This window comes from Agrobacterium sp. YIC 4121, from assembly GCF_002008205.1.
Taxonomy (GTDB): domain Bacteria; phylum Pseudomonadota; class Alphaproteobacteria; order Rhizobiales; family Rhizobiaceae; genus Agrobacterium; species Agrobacterium leguminum.
On record NZ_MRDI01000003.1, the window covers coordinates 197,021 to 213,170 of the forward strand.

Consider the following 16,150-nt stretch of genomic DNA (forward strand, 5'->3'; position numbering starts at 1 on the left):
GCATGGGGCGGCGCATCACGATCGTCGGAAATGGGGAGCTGCCGCCGGGCGCAGCCCGGCTCATCGACCGTTCGGACATCGTCATCCGCTTCAACGATTGCCGGTCGCTGGGGCTGGGCGGCACGCGCACCGATGTTGTGGCTGTGTGTAACACCGGGCGGCCGGGTCTCGAGATGACCGAGAGAACCGAATGGCGCGAGAGTGACGGTGTGCGGCAGGCCGCCGTCATCTGGTCCGTGCGTGATCCCGCAAAATTTTCCGAAATGGAACCGGACATACGCGCATGCTGGCCGGAACTGACCGATTTCTGCGCCGATTACACCGAAGGCTTTGCCGCCATCGCCCGGGAAACCGGCAAGGGTCATATCGTCATTCCGCGCGGTGTGCATGAAAGGCTCGATGCCGCGCTCGAAGCCTATGCGCCCGGGCCCTATGTCTGCCCCAGCACCGGTCTTTTTGCCATCGCCCATGTTCTTGAGAGCGTGAGCGACGATGGCGACGAGGTGGCGATTGCCGGTTTCGGCCATCAGGGCTGGAGTGGCCATCCCTTTGCTGCCGAACAACAGCTGGTCGAAGCCCTTGCGGGCGAGGGCCGGCTGACACGAATTTCTCCCACATCGATTTTCTCCGCGTCCGAAGGAGCCTGAGCCCATGCCCTACAAGATTTCCCGCGCCGCCTATGCCGGCATGTTCGGCCCGACCGTTGGCGACAAGGTGCGTCTTGCCGATACCGAACTCTTCATCGAGATCGAGAAGGACCACACGATCTATGGCGAGGAAGTGAAATTCGGCGGCGGCAAGGTCATTCGCGACGGCATGGGCCAGAGCCAGGCGACGCGGGCCGAAGGCGCGGTCGATACCGTCATCACCAATGTGGTGATTGTTGACCATAGCGGCATCTACAAGGCTGATGTGGGCCTGAAGAACGGCCGCATCCACGCCATCGGCAAAGCGGGCAATCCCGATACGCAGCCCGGCGTGACGATCATCGTCGGCCCCTCGACCGAGGCGATTGCCGGCGAAGGCAAAATTCTGACGGCTGGCGGCATGGACGCGCATATCCACTACATCTGCCCGCAGCAGATCGAAGAAGCGCTGATGAGCGGTGTGACCTGCATGCTGGGCGGCGGCTCCGGCCCGGCGCATGGCACGCTCGCCACCACCTGCACCGGCGCATGGCACATCGAGCGGATGATAGAAAGCTTCGATGCCTTCCCGATGAATCTGGCGCTGGCCGGCAAGGGCAATGCCTCGCTGCCCGCACCGCTGGAGGAGATGATCCTTGCCGGCGCGTCGTCGCTGAAGCTGCATGAGGACTGGGGCACGACACCCGCCGCCATCGACAATTGCCTGACGGTGGCCGATCAATACGATGTGCAGGTGATGATCCACACCGACACGCTGAACGAAAGCGGTTTCGTGGAAGATACGGTCGCCGCCATCCGTGGCCGCACCATCCACGCCTTCCATACCGAAGGGGCGGGCGGCGGGCACGCGCCTGATATCATCAAGGTCTGTGGCAATCCCAACGTCATTCCGTCTTCCACCAACCCGACACGGCCCTATACCGTCAATACGCTCGCCGAACATCTCGACATGCTGATGGTGTGCCACCACCTGTCGCCGTCCATTCCCGAAGATATCGCCTTTGCCGAAAGCCGCATCCGCAAGGAAACCATCGCGGCGGAGGATATTCTCCATGATATCGGCGCGTTTTCGATCATCTCTTCCGACAGCCAGGCCATGGGCCGCGTCGGCGAAGTGGCGATCCGCACATGGCAGACGGCCGACAAGATGAAGCGCCAGCGCGGCCGCCTGAAGGAAGAGACCGGCGAAAACGACAATTTCCGTGTCCGCCGTTACATCGCCAAATATACGATCAACCCCGCCATCGCCCAGGGTGTCAGCCACGAGATCGGCTCCATCGAAGTCGGCAAGCGCGCCGATCTGGTGTTGTGGAACCCGGCCTTTTTCGGCGTGAAGCCGGAGATGGTGCTGCTCGGCGGCTCGATTGCCGCCGCTCCGATGGGCGATCCGAATGCCTCCATTCCCACGCCGCAGCCGATGCATTATCGGCCGATGTTCGCCGCCTATGGCAAGCTGCGCACCAATTCCTCGGTCACTTTCGTATCGCAGGTGTCGCTGGATGCAGGCCTTGCCCAGCGCCTCGGGGTTGCCAAGAAGCTGTTGCCGGTGAAGAATGTCCGCGGCGGCATCTCCAAGGCGTCGATGATCCACAACTCGCTCACCCCACATATCGAGGTCGATCCGGAAACCTACGAAGTGCGGGCGGATGGCGAGCTTTTGACCTGCGAACCGGCAACGGTGCTGCCGATGGCGCAGCGTTATTTCCTGTTCTGAGAAACGGCTGCTCCGCGCTCAGATGCACATGAGCGCGGTCAGCAGGCTTGCAACGCCGGCCATGAACAGCCCCATGGCCGCCATTGCGGGGACCTTTATCCTCGGCTGATCGATGATTGCGTCCGCTTCGCCCGCAAGCAGGGTTATGGCTTGCAGAAACAGGTAGAGGCAGAACAGCAAAGAGGCGCTGAAAAACAGGGCGGCTGGGTAAACCAGCCAATTGGAAAGGTCCGGCGTCCTGTTCTTGAAAGTGGCCAGAAGGAGGATCAGCGAAAGCCCGGCGCTGGCGATGATGCGGAAAACCGCCAGCATTTCCTTGGTCGATTCCTTGTTGCCGTCGTTCATTTGGACCGCTTGCGCCACCAGGACAGCCCCAGGATATCTTTCATCAGGTACGGCGGCTCGGTGTGGCTGTTGCGCTTGTCCTGAAATTTTTTCGATGAAGGCAGCTTTTCCTTCTCCGCTTGCCGCTTTGCATAGGTCTCCTCCCAGCAGGCGATGAATTCATCCGCGTGTCTGTAGCCAAGCTCGCAGGGCACTTTTCCGCTGCGCGCCGAGGCGCTGAGCGTTTCCACGTCAATGATGCGATGGGCGAATGCGCCCACCGCACTGGCCTGCAGAGTGACGACTTCATCGATGTACCATGACCGCCATTCGGCGAAACTCTTGCCGTCTACCTTTTCCGCGACCTTCCGCAGCAAGTCTCCATCCATCTTTTCGCAGACATCCGTGACCAGCCCTGCGACGAAGCCACGCAAATTGGAGCATTGTGGGCCGTCGCTATAGTCGAAATAGGCTCTGAGGGTACTGTCGAGATGATTGAGTACGCGATCTTTCAAAATCAATTTCAGTGTCTCCCGTTGGGTGGCGGAATATTACTTAAAAGTGTATTTATGTAAACTGTTCCTTATAGTTGTATCAGGTAGTATCGGGCCTGTTTGAATCTCCTTTGAAATCGGGATTTTTATGCTGCACCGCAGCGCGTCTTGCGCTATGGAAACGGCAAAAGAATTCCGCGCGGATCGATCCCAAGCGATCCCCGTAAAACGCCAGAATAGGAGACAAGACATGCTCGGCAAAAAAGTGCCCGCCGTAACCTTCCGCACGCGCGTTCGCGATGAGGCCGTCGGTGGCCCCAACCCGTTCCGTTGGCAGGACATGACCTCCGACGATTATTTCAAGGGCAAGAAGGTCGTCCTGTTTTCGCTGCCCGGCGCCTTCACGCCGACATGCTCGACCTACCAGCTGCCCGATTTCGAAAAGCTGGCGGGCGAGTTCCGCGCGCTCGGCGTCGATGATATCTATTGCCTGTCGGTCAATGACGCCTTTGTCATGAATGCCTGGGCAAAGGGCCAGAACCTCGAAAATGTCAAGGTCATTCCGGATGGTTCGGGTGAGTTCACCCGCAAGATGGGCATGCTGGTCGCCAAGGACAATCTCGGCTTCGGCATGCGCTCCTGGCGTTACGCCGCCGTCGTCAACGATGGCGTCGTTGAGCAGTGGTTCGAGGAGGAGGGCTATTCGGACAATTGCGAATCTGACCCTTACGGCGTTTCCGCGCCGCAGAACATTCTGGAAAACCTGAAGGCACGCGCTGCGGCCTGATTTCGGTTTTAAGATTTTTGCGAAAGCCCGGCCGCAATGCCGGGCTTTTTTCGTTTTCTGGGACGTGATTGTCTTTCGCGGTGCCGCAGCATCCGCACACCGTCACCCCGGATTAGATCCGGGGTCCAGCGCGATCAAGTCCCTGATCGCGAAAGACTCCTCTCACGGCGCAGACGCGCCGTGGCTGGATGCCGGATCCAGTCCGGCATGACGGAGGAGAAGTTGCCGGACGCCTCAAGTCTTTCTGTCTGCAATGCCGGCCTTTTTCACGCCTTGCATTGTATCCACCTTGAAATCACCCCGCCTATCCGGCAAAAATCAGACCCCCAAGACTGTTTCTGAAACGGATCATCCCATGCTGCGCGTCACCTCCTATCATCCGGCCGGAACCCCTGCCGACGAAGCTTCCGGTTATGTCACCCTGGCGCATGACCAGCGGCATCTGCGCCGCAAGCTGCTGCATCTGCAAAATGATGAGATGGTGATGCTGGACCTGAAGGAAGCCGTGCTGTTTGCCCATGGCGATCTTCTGGTGGTGGAGAACGGCGACCTGATCGAGGTCCGTGCGGCGGATGAAAAGCTGTTCGAAATCAAGGCGAAGGACCGCCTTCACCTGATCGAGCTTGCCTGGCATCTCGGCAACCGGCATCTTTCCGCGCAGATCGAAGAAGAGCGTATTCTCATCCTGCGCGACCATGTTATTCGCGCCATGCTGGAAGGTCTGGGCGCCACCGTGCGTGAGGTGGAAGAGCCATTCCAGCCGGCGCGCGGCGCTTACCACGCCCATGGTGGCCATTCCCATGGTCATGACCACGGGCATCACCATCACGATCACGGCTGAGCCGTGAGTGACGATCGCGGCGTCGCCGCGCTGCTGCGGCTCATGGCCTGGCTGTCGCCGGCTTTTCCCGTCGGTGGTTTTTCCTATTCCGGCGGTCTTGAAAAGGCGGTGGAGGATCGTCGCATCGGCGATGCGGCGGCCCTGCGCGACTGGCTCGAAACGCTGCTGCGCCATGGCAGCCTGTGGAACGATGCGGTGTTTCTGGCGCATGCCTGGCGCAGCGCCGGGGATGCGGCCATCTTGAGCGAAACGGCCGATCTGGCGCGGGCGCTGGCCGGTTCGGCGGAGCGATACCGCGAGACGGTGCTTCTGGGCGATGCCTTCGTTGCCGCCGCCGGCGCATGGCCGCATGCGGTTCTTGAGTTGTTGCCGAAAGACGTTCCTTATCCCATCGCCGTCGGCGGGGTCGCCGCCGGCCATGCGGTGCCGCTCAGGGAAACGGTTGCCGCCTTTTTGCATGCCGGCGCCTCGCAGATCGTTTCAGCGGGCATCCGCCTCGGGGTCGCGGGACAGAAGGATGGCGTTGCCATTCTGGCCGCAAGCGAGGCGATCATCGCAGAGATGGCGGCGCGGGCGATGCAATCCACGCTCGACGATCTCGGCAGCGCGACGATCATCGCCGATACGGCAGCCATGCGCCATGAAACGCAGGGCACCCGGCTTTTCCGGTCCTGAAAGGGCGGCACGATCCTTGCATATATTGAAGCGTCCCGTTGAGGGACTATGGTGAAACAAGACCAAAGCATATCGAAGGGAACAGAGTGATGAAATCGGGTAATGGACCGCTGCGCGTCGGCATTGGCGGGCCGGTCGGTTCTGGCAAGACGGCGCTGACGGAAAAGCTCTGCAAGGCAATGAGCGCGGATTATTCCGTCGCGGTCGTCACCAACGATATTTACACCAAGGAAGATGCCGAGGCGCTGGTGCGCATGCAGGCGCTGCCGTCCGAGCGTATCGTCGGGGTCGAGACGGGCGGTTGCCCGCATACCGCCATTCGTGAGGATGCGACGATCAATCTGCAGGCGATTGCCGGGCTCAATGCGCGGTTTCCCGATCTCGATGTGGTCTTCATCGAATCCGGCGGCGACAATCTCGCTGCGACCTTTTCGCCCGATCTGGCCGACATTACCATCTATGTGATCTCCGTCTGCCAGGGTGAGGAAATTCCGCGTAAGGGCGGGCCGGGCATCACCCGCTCTGACCTGCTGGTCATCAACAAGAAGGACCTTGCGCCCTATGTCGGTGCTGACCTCACCGTCATGGACAGCGATGCGACGCGCATGCGCAACGCCATGCCCTTCGTTTTCACCGATATGAAACGCGGCGACGGCGTGGATCGCATCGTCGGTTTTCTGAAAGAGCAGGGCGGTCTCTGAAATATGGCTATCGCCCGCCGTTTCGGTGCTTACGAGGTTTCCCGTTTTGTCGACGGTGTCTACAAGGCGCCGGTCGGCCATCTCATCCATCGTCAGGGCGCCGAAGCGCTGGCTGCGGCCCTTGCCGGCCATCAGGGCGAAACGGTGGATATGGACGTCAACTGCTTCGCGCTGTCCGGGCCTGACGGCGTCTGGCTGATCGATGCCGGTTGCGGCACGGCCTGGGGTGAGGCCTATGGCCATGCCCGCGCGGCGATGATTGCCGCGGGGATTCAGCCGGCCGATGTGACGCGTATCATCCTCACCCATATTCATGGCGACCATGCGCTTGGCCTCATCGATGGCGACCGGCCTTATTTTCCCAATGCTGACATATGGGTTCCCGAGGCCGATCTTGGCTTTTTCAGCAGCGCGGAGGCGCGCAAAAGCCTGCCGCCGGCCCGGCAGGGCGGGTTCGACCTTGCCGCGCGGCTGCTCGACATTTGCGGCCCGATGTTGCGGCCGATCCCCATGGGCGCGGTCGCCGAGGGTATCGAGGCAGTCGCCATGCCTGGCCATACACCGGGGCACACCGGTTATCTGATCGGCAATTGCGATGAGCGGCTGTTATTATGGGGCGACGTGCTGCATGTGAGCGCGTTGCAGGTGAAAGATCCCGGCGTCGGTTTCGTCTACGATATCGATTCCGCGCTTGCTTATGAAACACGCCTCAAGGCGCTGGCCGAGGCAGCCGATCATGGCTGGCTGGTTTCCGGCGGTCATCTCGGCGGATTTTTCCGTGTCGAGCGGCAGGGCGACAGCTTCCGTTTTGTGCCGCAGCCGGACTGATTTTCCGATTTCGGGCATGCAGAAGGGCGGAATGCCTGATGGCATCCCGCCCTTCATCCTCTCCCGGTATTTTCATATCTGCTTCAATGCGGCGACGTCATTGACCTGCACGATGCGTCCGCGCACGGTGACGCCAGCCTTTTTCAGTGCCGAAAAGGCGCGCGACAGTGCTTCCGGCGCGAGGCCGAGCTTGCCGGCGAGCAGGCTTTTCTGGAATGGCAGCCGCAGCGAAAAGGATGTCGCGTCGCGCGGGCCCTGATTGATGAGGTAATGGGCGACACGTTGCGGCGCCGTCTGCAGCCGGTCGTTCGCGATGCAATCCATCGTGGCCAGCAGGCTGTTGGACAGGCAGCGCATGACGGCCTTGGCGATGGCCGGCTCCTGATCGATCAGACTGCGGATTCTCGCAAGTTCGAACCGCGCCACGGTGCAGCTTTCCGCCGCCTGCGCGCTGTAGCGATAGGTATCGCTGCCGAAAATCAGGCATTCGTTGAAGGTATCGCCGGGGCCGCTGACGCGCACATCCGCCTCGCGCCCGTGCCGGTCCAGCCGGTAAAGCCTGACGTAACCCGACAGCACGCAGTAGAAATGTTGCGCCGCTTCGCCTTCCTTGAAGAGCACATGGCGGGCGTTCACATTGGTGATGGTCGCCGCCTCCATCAGCTTCAATGCCGCCGCATCATCCGCTATCCCGATCAAGGGTGCACGCAGCAGAATGTTCCTGTCCCTGTTGCTCAGCTTCACGGTCTTGTTCACGTCCATCCGGCTCCCGCTCATACCTTTTGCCGGGCTGTCCGAAGCGAGACGAAACCGGGGATGTTCGTGTTCCCGCACGCCTATCTGAAAAGAGCTCATCGCATTATCCTTCGACCGGCAATTCCCGATGCGAGGGAGATTAGCAGTTCACCTGGAAAGCGAATTGATTTCGATCAAACAGAATTGCAGTCGTTACGGGAGGAAATGGTTCGTCCATTCGGGCTTAGAAGCACAGGGGGAATATGGAGCGGGCGAGCGCCGCATATTTCTTCTCCCCGAGGGGGAGAAGGTCGCGGCAGCGGGATGAGGGGGCAAGGCCAGAGATAGATCGAGCGCTAGCCCCCTCATCCGATCCTTCGGGCCACCTTCTCCCCCTCGGGGAGAAGAAACAGGTGGCGACGTTTTGCCCCTTAAACACCCCCAAAAGAAACGCCGGGCACAGGGCCCGGCGTCTCAATCGTTATTCTGCAAGCTTCACTCCGCAGCGAGCGGCGGTAGCCGCAATATGTTGCTGCCCTTGTCCGCGGCCTTGTCGCCGGTGCTCTTTTCCATGCTGGCGACGCGTGCCTCCAGCGAGGAGAGCGCCAGGCTGTTTTCGCGGGCGATCTCCGAGAGTTTCTCGTTGGAGAGGGCCTCTTCCTCCTCTTCCTTCTTGCCGACGAAGCGGCCGAAAAGGTGGGCGAGCAGGCGCGACAGGTCGTCCATGATGAGGAAGAAGGCCGGCACCACGATGAGCGACAGCACCGTCGAGACGATGATGCCGCCGATCACCGCAATCGCCATCGGCGCGCGGAACGAACCGCCTTCGCCGACGCCGAGCGCGGAGGGCAACATGCCCGCCGACATGGCGATGGAGGTCATGATGATCGGGCGGGCGCGCTTGCGGCCGGCCTCCACCATGGCATGCACCCGTTCCATGCCGTGGCGGCGCATTTCGATGGCGAAATCCACCAGCAGGATGGCGTTCTTCGTCACGATGCCCATCAGCATCAGGATGCCGATGAGAACGGGCATGGACAGCGCGTTCTGCGTGATGATGAGCGCGACCGCCACGCCGCCGATGGCAAGCGGCAGCGAGAACAGGATGGTGAAGGGCTGGATGACATCCTTGAACAGCAGGATGAGCACGACCAGCACCAGCATCAGACCGAGCAGCATGGCGTTGACGAAGCCCTGCTGCATTTCGCCCTGCACCTTGGCGTCGCCGCTTTCGGCCAGGCGCACGCTCGCCGGCAGGTCGGTTTCCGACACGATGCGTTTGAACTCGGCCGTCGATGTATCGAGCGCCGTGCCGAAGGGCACGTCGGAGCCGATGGAGACGACGCGGTTGCGGTCGTTGCGCTTGATCGAGCTTGGGCCTTCCGAATAGTCGATATCGGCAACGCTATAGAGCGGCACCAGCGACCCTGAGGCAGTCTTTATCTTCAGCGCGCGGATGGTGGCGAGATCGCGGCGGGTATCGAGCGAGGCCTGCACGCGGATCGGAATCTGCCGGTCATCCAGCGAAATCTTCGTCAGCTGCGCATCGATATCGCCGATGGTGGCGACACGCACGGTCTGCGAAATCTGCTGTGGCGTGATGCCGAGACGGGCGATTTCATCCTTGCGCGGGCGAATCTGCAGTTCGGGGCGGGGCAACGCACCTTCCGAGCTGACATTGGCAAGGATGGGCGAGGCGCGCAGGCGGCTTTCGAGAATGCCGACGGCGTCGTTCAGGTCCTTCTCGTTCGTCGAGAGGAAGTTGAAGGAGAGCTCGCGTTCCGCACGGTCGTTCAGCTTGATGATGCGGACATCCGGGATGCCGCGCACCTGCGCGAAAATATCCCGTTCCACATCCCATTGCGGACGTGTGCGACCCTTTTCCTCCACCTTGGGCAAGTATGGGCCGATGAGCGGGATGGAGCCGAGGCCCTTGTTGACCACCAGCTTGAGCAGCGAATGGTCGATGTGCTGGAGGATGACGTTGACGGTGGCGCGGCGAAGCTCCAGATCGCCCTTGGGCGAAGCGCCGCCGAGGATGAAGACGCTTTCGACGCCGTTGATGTCACGCAGGGCATGATAAATCTGCGTCGTCGTGCGGTCGGTTTCGTCGAGCGTCGCATTGGGCGGCAGTTCCACCGAAAGCGTCACGCGCGAGGCGTCGTCCGGCGGCAGGAAGCTGCCCGGAACGCCGGCAAGCAGAATGACGGAAGCGACGAGGAAGCCGATGGCGCCGAGCAGCGTCAGATAGCGCGCCCACCACTTGCGGGTGGTGGCGGTTACCATGCGCGTATAGGCCTTCATCAACCGGCTGTCATTGTCGTGGTGATCGTCCATCGCATCTTCGGCGCGCATCAGATAGGCCGCCATCAACGGTGTGATGAGGCGGGCCACGGCGAGCGAGAAGAACACCGAGAAGGCGACGGTGAGGCCGAACTGGATGAAGTACTGGCCGGGAATGCCGGGCATGAACGACACCGGCACGAAAACCGCGATGATGGTGAAGCTGGTGGCGATGACGGCGAGGCCGATTTCATCCGCCGCTTCGAGTGCCGCCCGATAGGGCGTCTTGCCCATCTTGATATGGCGGGCGATGTTCTCGATTTCCACGATGGCGTCGTCGACGAGAATACCCGTGGCGAGCGTGAGCGCCAGGAAGCTGACGAGATTGAGCGAGAAGCCCATGATATCCATGATCCAGAAGGTCGGGATCGCGGAAAGCGGCAGGGCCACGGCGGCAATCAGGGTTGCGCGCCAGTTGCGCAGGAAGAGCAGGACAACGATGACGGCGAGGATCGCGCCTTCGATCAGCGTATCGAGTGCGGCCTTGTAGTTGCCATAGGTGAAATAAACGGCGTCATCGACCATTTCGATCGACACATCCGGATGATTCTTGCGCACTTCATTGAGGCTTGCCGCCACGGTTTCGGCGACCGAGACCTCGCTTGCGCCCTTGGAGCGGAACACCGCGAAGGTGACGGCGGGATTGCCGTTGAAACGCGAGAAGGATTTCTGCTCCTCATAGGTGTCGGTGACCGTGCCGAGTTCGGAAAGCTTGACGAAACGACCGTTGGAAAGCGCAATCGTGGTATTGGCGAGCTGGCTCACATCGCGCGTATCGCCGAGCGTGCGGATGGTCTGTTCGTTGCCGCCCACCTGGCCTCGGCCCGAGCCGAGATCGACGTTCGTGCCGCGCAGCTGGCTGTTCACCTCGGTAGCGGTGATGCCATAGGCGTCGAGCTTTTCGGGGCTCAGCGACACGCGAACTTCGCGGTCAGCGCCGCCGTAACGGTCGACCTTGCCGATGCCGGACTGGCCCTGGAGCGAACGCTTGATCGTGTCATCCACGAACCAGGACAGTTCTTCCAGCGTCATGTTGGGCGAAGAGACGGCGAAAGTCTGGATCGCCTGCCCCTCGACGTCGATCTTGCTGACGACGGGCACTTCGATATCGGCGGGCAGATCGCTGCGGATCTTGTCGATGGCGTCCTTGGTGTCCTGAACCGCTTCTTCCGTCGGCTTTTCGATGCGGAAGACAACCGTTGTCGTCGACTGTCCGTCGACCACTGTGGACTGAATTTCGTCGACGCCGCTGATGGCGGCGACGGCGTCCTCGATCTCCTTCGTCACCTGCATTTCCAGCTCGGAGGGCGAAGCGCCGCTCTGGGTCACGGTAACGGCCACGACGGGAACGTCGATATTCGGAAAACGGGTGATGGGCAGGGTGTTGAACGCCTGCATGCCGAGGATCATCAAAAGCGCGAAGCCGAGCAGCGGCGCAATCGGGTTACGGATTGACCATGCGGAAAAGTTCATCTCATTCCCTCAGTCAGTTGGACGCAGCCGTCTGGGCTTCCACCGGTCTTATCCGGTCACCATCACGCACGAATGCTCCAGCTTTCTCGACAACCTTGTCTCCAGCGGCAAGACCGCTGACAATCTCGATAAAACCGCCGTCTTCGATGCCGGTCTCGATCTTCACCTGCTTGACGACGTCGCCTTCCACCTTGCGGGTGGTAGAGCCTTCACGCCCGGAGGTGACGGCCGACAGCGGCAAAGCGAGCGCATTCGTCTCCTCGACGATGATCGCCGCGCTGGCATACATGCCGGAACGCGCCGGGCTGTCGGTCGGCAGAACCACATGCACGGAGCCGAGGCGCGTCGTCGGGTCGACGGTGGGTGAAACGAGGCGCACCTTGCCTTCTATTTTCTCAGCTCCGCCGGCAACCGTCAAATAGGCTTTCTGGCCTGCCTTGACCTTCTGGATATCGGTCTCGGAGAGATCGGCGACGAGTTCTATCGCGCCGTCCTTGATGACGGTGAACAGCGGATTGCCAGCACCGCTGGCGATTGCGCCAACCTTGGCGTTCTTGGCGGATACGATGCCGGCAACCGGGGTTTTCACGCCGGTGCGCGTCAGCTTCAGATCGATGTCGTCGATCTGCGCGTCGACGACCTTGATGTCGGCTTCGCCGGCGGAAACGGCCTGTTTGGCCGCATCGAGGCGGGCCTGCGCCACCTGAGCGGCCGCTTCGGTCTTTTCCGTTTCGGAGACGGAGCCGGAGCCGCTCTGGCCGAGCTTGGCGGCGCGGTCACGCTGGCGAAGGGCGTCATTGAGATTGGCCTGCGCTTCTAGCACCTGCGCTTTCGACTGGGTGACGGAGGCTTCAGCCTTGGCCTTGTTGGCCTCAAGCTGGCTCTTTTGCAGCACGAGGCTGTCGGAGGACAGCACGGCCAGAACCGCATTCGCTTCCACCCGGTCGCCGATATCGGCGTTCAGCGTGTCGATCGACAGGCCGTCGACCAGCGGCTGGACGTAAATCTCGTCCACGGGGCGGATCGTGCCGGTGGCGATGATGCGGTCCACGAGATCGCGTTTTGCCGCATGGGCGACGATGATGGAGGGCAGGTTCTGCTGTTTGACCGGCGCCTGCGCCTCTCCCTCGGCTGCTGCGGAGAGGGGAAGCGCCGTTGCGGAAAGAAGAAGGAATACAAAGCGGTTAAACGTGACTTTATGCTGCATGTGTCTTGGCTCGCGCAATATCCGATCGCATGTCCTGCAGCCCCAGGGCTCAATTAGAAGGTCATGCGATAGCGAATGTGAAACAAGGGATCACAATACTTCCTTTTCGATCCTCCCGATTCAAACGCCCCTCAACGCGAATCTTAAGCACCTTTGCCCTGTGCTTATTTTACAAGATCAAATTTGGCAGTCTTGTGGGCGGGACTGTAATTCTTGTTGTCGTACAAATCAATCCGCATAGCCGCGATGGTTGATATACATTTTTGTATAGGTCGGGATATTGTAATTCGTCAAATGGGTTACCAGCGAAATAGGTGCATTTCGGCAAAGCCTCCAAAAGAAGATCGACGCCAGATGGGAAATCGAGTTAAGCGATTCTCGGCCTTGTGCCGAGGATCTGCAACGTTGTGATTTTGTTGGCGTGGTTAGATCCTTGGGACAAGCCCAAGGATAACGTCGAGAGAGTTGTCGCCCTGGTACCAATCATAAATCAGAACGCGCGGACCTCCCGCGCGCTCCATTATTTAGGCGTCACTTCGAATTATTTCAGCGCCGCATCGGTGATTTCGGTGGTGAAGGCGCCTGTCGGTTCCTTGGTAATGACCGGGTCGGAACCGCCGCCCAGCAGCGTCTTGACCGTGCGGTCATAGTCCGCCTTGTCGAGCGCGCCCTTCGAACCGGCGGTCAGTTTTGCCACTTCGCCCATCATGCGCTTCTGGTGTTTTTCGGTCTGGGCGCCGGAGGCGTCGTTTTCGAGAACGATATCGGCGGCGTCGTCAGGGTTTTCTTCGGCCCATTTCCAGCCCTTCATGGAAGCGCGGACGAATTTGACCATGTCTTCCTTGAACTTGGCGTCCTTCAGCTTGTCTTCCAGAACGTAAAGCCCGTCTTCCAGCGTCGCCACGCCTTCCGCCTCGTATTTGAAGGTGACGAGTTCCTCCGGCTTGATGCCGGCATCGATGACCTGCCAATATTCATTATAGGTCATGGTGGAAATGCAGGCGGCCTGCTTTTGCAGCAGCGGATCGACATTGAAGCCCTGTTTGAGAACAGTCACGCCATCGGCGCCGCCGGTTGTCGGGATTTTCAGATGCGCCATCCACGACAGGAACGGGTATTCATTGCCGAAGAACCAGACGCCCAGCGTCTTGCCCTTGAAATCCTCCGGCTTGGTGATGCCGGTTTCTTTCAGGCAGGTCAGCATCATGCCTGACGATTTGAACGGCTGGGCGATATTGACCAGCGGCACGCCCTTTTCGCGGGTGGCGAGTGCGGATGGCATCCAGTCGACGATGACGTCCGCACCGCCGCCGGCCAGAACCTGCGCGGGTGCAATGTCCGGGCCGCCGGGCTTGATGTCGACATCGAGGCCTTCGGCTTCGTAAAAACCCTTGTCCTTTGCGACGTAATATCCCGCGAACTGCGCCTGGGTGACCCATTTCAGCTGCAGGGTAATCTTGTCGGCGGCCTGCGCTCCGAATGCGGTCAGGAGTGACGCGCCGGCAAGAAGCATGGATGCAAGTTTCATTTTCATCGCTGTTCCCTTTTTCGTTATTACGTTCGTCCCCCACGGACGGACGGATGCCAGAAGGTGACGGCCCGCTCCGCGAGCGCCACGAGACCATAAAAGCCGGAGCCGGCGAGTGCTGCGACCGCGATTTCGGCCCAGACCATATCGACATTGCTGCGGCCCATTTCCGCCGAAATGCGGAAACCCATGCCGACGATGGGCGTGCCGAAGAATTCCGCGACGATGGCGCCGATCAGCGCCAGCGTGGAATTGATCTTCAGCGCGTTGAAGATGAACGGCCAGGCGGCGGGCAGGCGCAGCTTCAGCAACGTCTGCCACCAGCCGGCGGCATAGGTGCGCATCAGGTCGCGTTCCATGTGGCTGGAAGCGGCAAGCCCCTGAACTGTGTTCACCAGCATGGGGAAGAAGGTCATGATGACAACGACGGCGACTTTCGACTGCCAGTCGAAGCCGAACCACATGACCATGATGGGTGCTACGCCGACGACCGGCAGAGCCGAGACGAAATTGCCGATGGGCAGCAGCCCGCGTTGCAGGAAAGGCGAGCGGTCGATGAGGATGGCGACGGCAAAGCCGAGGCCGCAGCCGAGCACATAACCCGTCAGTACCGATTTGATGAAGGTCTGGCGGAAATCGGCCCAGAGTATCGGCAGGGAGCCGGCGAGCCGTGCAAGGATAGCGCTCGGAGCCGGCAGCAGAATGGGCGGCACGGAAAAACCGCGCACCACGCCTTCCCAGAGCGCGAGGATGGCCACCCCGAAGAGGAGCGGCACGGCGATGCGGCCGATGCGTTTTGCCGCTGGCGTGGAGACGTGGCGGCGCACCAGCCATTCGTTGAAGGCCCAGGCGGCAAGCCAGAACAGGATCGCGCCGAAAAACCAGCCGGGATGGGTCATGGCCGGGCTCCCATTCTCTTGAGGACGGCGGCATGGGCGATGCCGATGATGGATACCAGCAGCGCAGCCACACCGGCGGCCATGAACAGCGCCGCCCATATCTGCACCGTCTGGCCGTAATAGGAACCGGAAAGCAGACGCGCGCCAAGCCCGGCAACAGCGCCTGTCGGCAATTCACCGACGATGGCGCCGACCAGCGCAATGGCGACGGCGATCTTCAGCGAGGTGAAGAGATAGGGCAGCGCTGCGGGCCAGCGCAGCTTCCAGAATATCTGGCCGGGCGAGGCATTATAGGTGTGCATCAGGTCGAGCTGGATCGTCTCCGGGCTTCGGAGACCCTTCACCATGCCGACGACGATGGGAAAGAAGGAAAGATAGGTGGAGATCAGCGCCTTCGGCAGCAGCCCGGAAATGCCGATGGAATTCAACACGACGATAATCATCGGCGCGACGGCAAGGATGGGGATGGTCTGGCTGGCGATGATCCACGGCATGACGGAGCGGTCCATGGCGCGGTTATGCACGATGGCGACGGCAAGCAGGATGCCGAGTACCGCACCGATGGCGAAACCGAGCAGCGTGGCCGAGAGCGTAACGCCGGCGTGGTAAATGAGGCTGCGCTTGGAGGTGATGGCCTTGTTGACCGTGGTGTCCCACAGTTCGGCGGCAATCTGGTGCGGGGCGGGGAGAACCGGACGCTCCTGGGCGAAGGTTTGCGGCAGCAGCTCGAAGAAGCCCGGCGTTTGACCGGCGCGGGTGGCCTGATCGCGGGCGAAGGGCATGTTGAGGTAGATGACGGCGAGGTGCCAGAGGATGAGGATGGCGAGGAGGACGGTTAGGATGGGGAGGATGCGGTGGCGGAGGAGGGTCATGGGTTTTCGCTCCGCCGCTTTTGCCGCGGGTGGGGTTTAGCGGTGCCTTGTGGGTGCGGCTTACCCCCCTCTGTCCTGCCGG

At 61.0% G+C, this 16,150-nt stretch carries 15 protein-coding genes; 7 read left to right on the top strand and 8 right to left on the bottom strand.

Features of this window, described 5'->3' with window-relative positions:
- The first annotated feature begins 2 nt into the window (after positions 1–2).
- Positions 3–647, top strand: a complete 645-nt coding sequence (locus BTE54_RS05180; protein WP_065655121.1) for a Urease operon accessory protein — start codon at positions 3–5, stop codon at positions 645–647.
- Positions 648–651: 4 nt separating this feature from the next.
- A complete protein-coding gene (gene ureC, locus BTE54_RS05185) occupies positions 652–2,361 on the top strand; it encodes an urease subunit alpha (protein ID WP_078051691.1) in 1,710 nt (569 codons plus the stop codon).
- An 18-nt stretch (positions 2,362–2,379) separates the two neighbouring features.
- Here ureC and BTE54_RS05190 read toward each other — a convergent pair whose 3' ends face one another.
- Entirely contained in the window at positions 2,380–2,706 is a 327-nt protein-coding gene (locus tag BTE54_RS05190) for a hypothetical protein (protein ID WP_078051692.1), read from the bottom strand.
- Entirely contained in the window at positions 2,703–3,206 is a 504-nt protein-coding gene (locus BTE54_RS05195; protein WP_065655118.1) for a hypothetical protein, read from the bottom strand. Before BTE54_RS05195 ends, BTE54_RS05190 begins: the two co-directional genes overlap by 4 nt.
- Before the next feature lie 223 nt (positions 3,207–3,429).
- Between BTE54_RS05195 and BTE54_RS05200 the strand changes: the two genes are divergently transcribed.
- The 5 genes from BTE54_RS05200 to BTE54_RS05220 all read left to right on the top strand — a co-directional run bounded on the left by BTE54_RS05200 (position 3,430) and on the right by BTE54_RS05220 (position 7,011).
- A complete protein-coding gene (locus BTE54_RS05200) occupies positions 3,430–3,966 on the top strand; it encodes a peroxiredoxin (protein WP_003520599.1) in 537 nt (178 codons plus the stop codon).
- Positions 3,967–4,321: 355 nt separating this feature from the next.
- Complete coding sequence (gene ureE, locus BTE54_RS05205) at positions 4,322–4,807, top strand: urease accessory protein UreE (protein WP_003520598.1); 486 nt, start codon at positions 4,322–4,324, stop codon at positions 4,805–4,807.
- 3 nt (positions 4,808–4,810) lie between these two features.
- Positions 4,811–5,482 (top strand): urease accessory protein UreF, encoded by a 672-nt coding sequence (locus BTE54_RS05210; protein WP_198939076.1) that lies wholly within the window; start codon positions 4,811–4,813, stop codon positions 5,480–5,482.
- Positions 5,483–5,571: 89 nt separating this feature from the next.
- Complete coding sequence (gene ureG, locus BTE54_RS05215; protein WP_003520595.1) at positions 5,572–6,183, top strand: urease accessory protein UreG; 612 nt, start codon at positions 5,572–5,574, stop codon at positions 6,181–6,183.
- Positions 6,184–6,186: 3 nt separating this feature from the next.
- Entirely contained in the window at positions 6,187–7,011 is an 825-nt protein-coding gene (locus BTE54_RS05220) for an MBL fold metallo-hydrolase (RefSeq protein WP_078051693.1), read from the top strand.
- Positions 7,012–7,083: 72 nt separating this feature from the next.
- On the opposite strand, the gene BTE54_RS05225 is transcribed toward BTE54_RS05220, so the two are convergent.
- The 6 genes from BTE54_RS05225 to BTE54_RS05260 all read right to left on the bottom strand — a co-directional run bounded on the left by BTE54_RS05225 (position 7,084) and on the right by BTE54_RS05260 (position 16,068).
- Complete coding sequence (locus BTE54_RS05225) at positions 7,084–7,773, bottom strand: Crp/Fnr family transcriptional regulator (protein ID WP_078051694.1); 690 nt, start codon at positions 7,771–7,773, stop codon at positions 7,084–7,086.
- Positions 7,774–8,241: 468 nt separating this feature from the next.
- Entirely contained in the window at positions 8,242–11,562 is a 3,321-nt protein-coding gene (locus BTE54_RS05235) for an efflux RND transporter permease subunit (RefSeq protein ID WP_078051695.1), read from the bottom strand.
- Positions 11,563–11,575: 13 nt separating this feature from the next.
- Positions 11,576–12,769 (bottom strand): efflux RND transporter periplasmic adaptor subunit, encoded by a 1,194-nt coding sequence (locus BTE54_RS05240; protein ID WP_003520590.1) that lies wholly within the window; start codon positions 12,767–12,769, stop codon positions 11,576–11,578.
- 541 nt (positions 12,770–13,310) lie between these two features.
- A complete protein-coding gene (locus tag BTE54_RS05250) occupies positions 13,311–14,303 on the bottom strand; it encodes an ABC transporter substrate-binding protein (RefSeq protein ID WP_059754460.1) in 993 nt (330 codons plus the stop codon).
- A gap of 20 nt (positions 14,304–14,323) precedes the next feature.
- The gene (locus BTE54_RS05255) at positions 14,324–15,196 is read right to left on the bottom strand and encodes an ABC transporter permease (RefSeq protein WP_078051697.1); all 873 of its coding nucleotides are present in this window, start codon (positions 15,194–15,196) and stop codon (positions 14,324–14,326) included.
- The gene (locus BTE54_RS05260) at positions 15,193–16,068 is read right to left on the bottom strand and encodes an ABC transporter permease (RefSeq protein ID WP_078051698.1); all 876 of its coding nucleotides are present in this window, start codon (positions 16,066–16,068) and stop codon (positions 15,193–15,195) included. Before BTE54_RS05260 ends, BTE54_RS05255 begins: the two co-directional genes overlap by 4 nt.
- Positions 16,069–16,150: the final 82 nt, after the last annotated feature.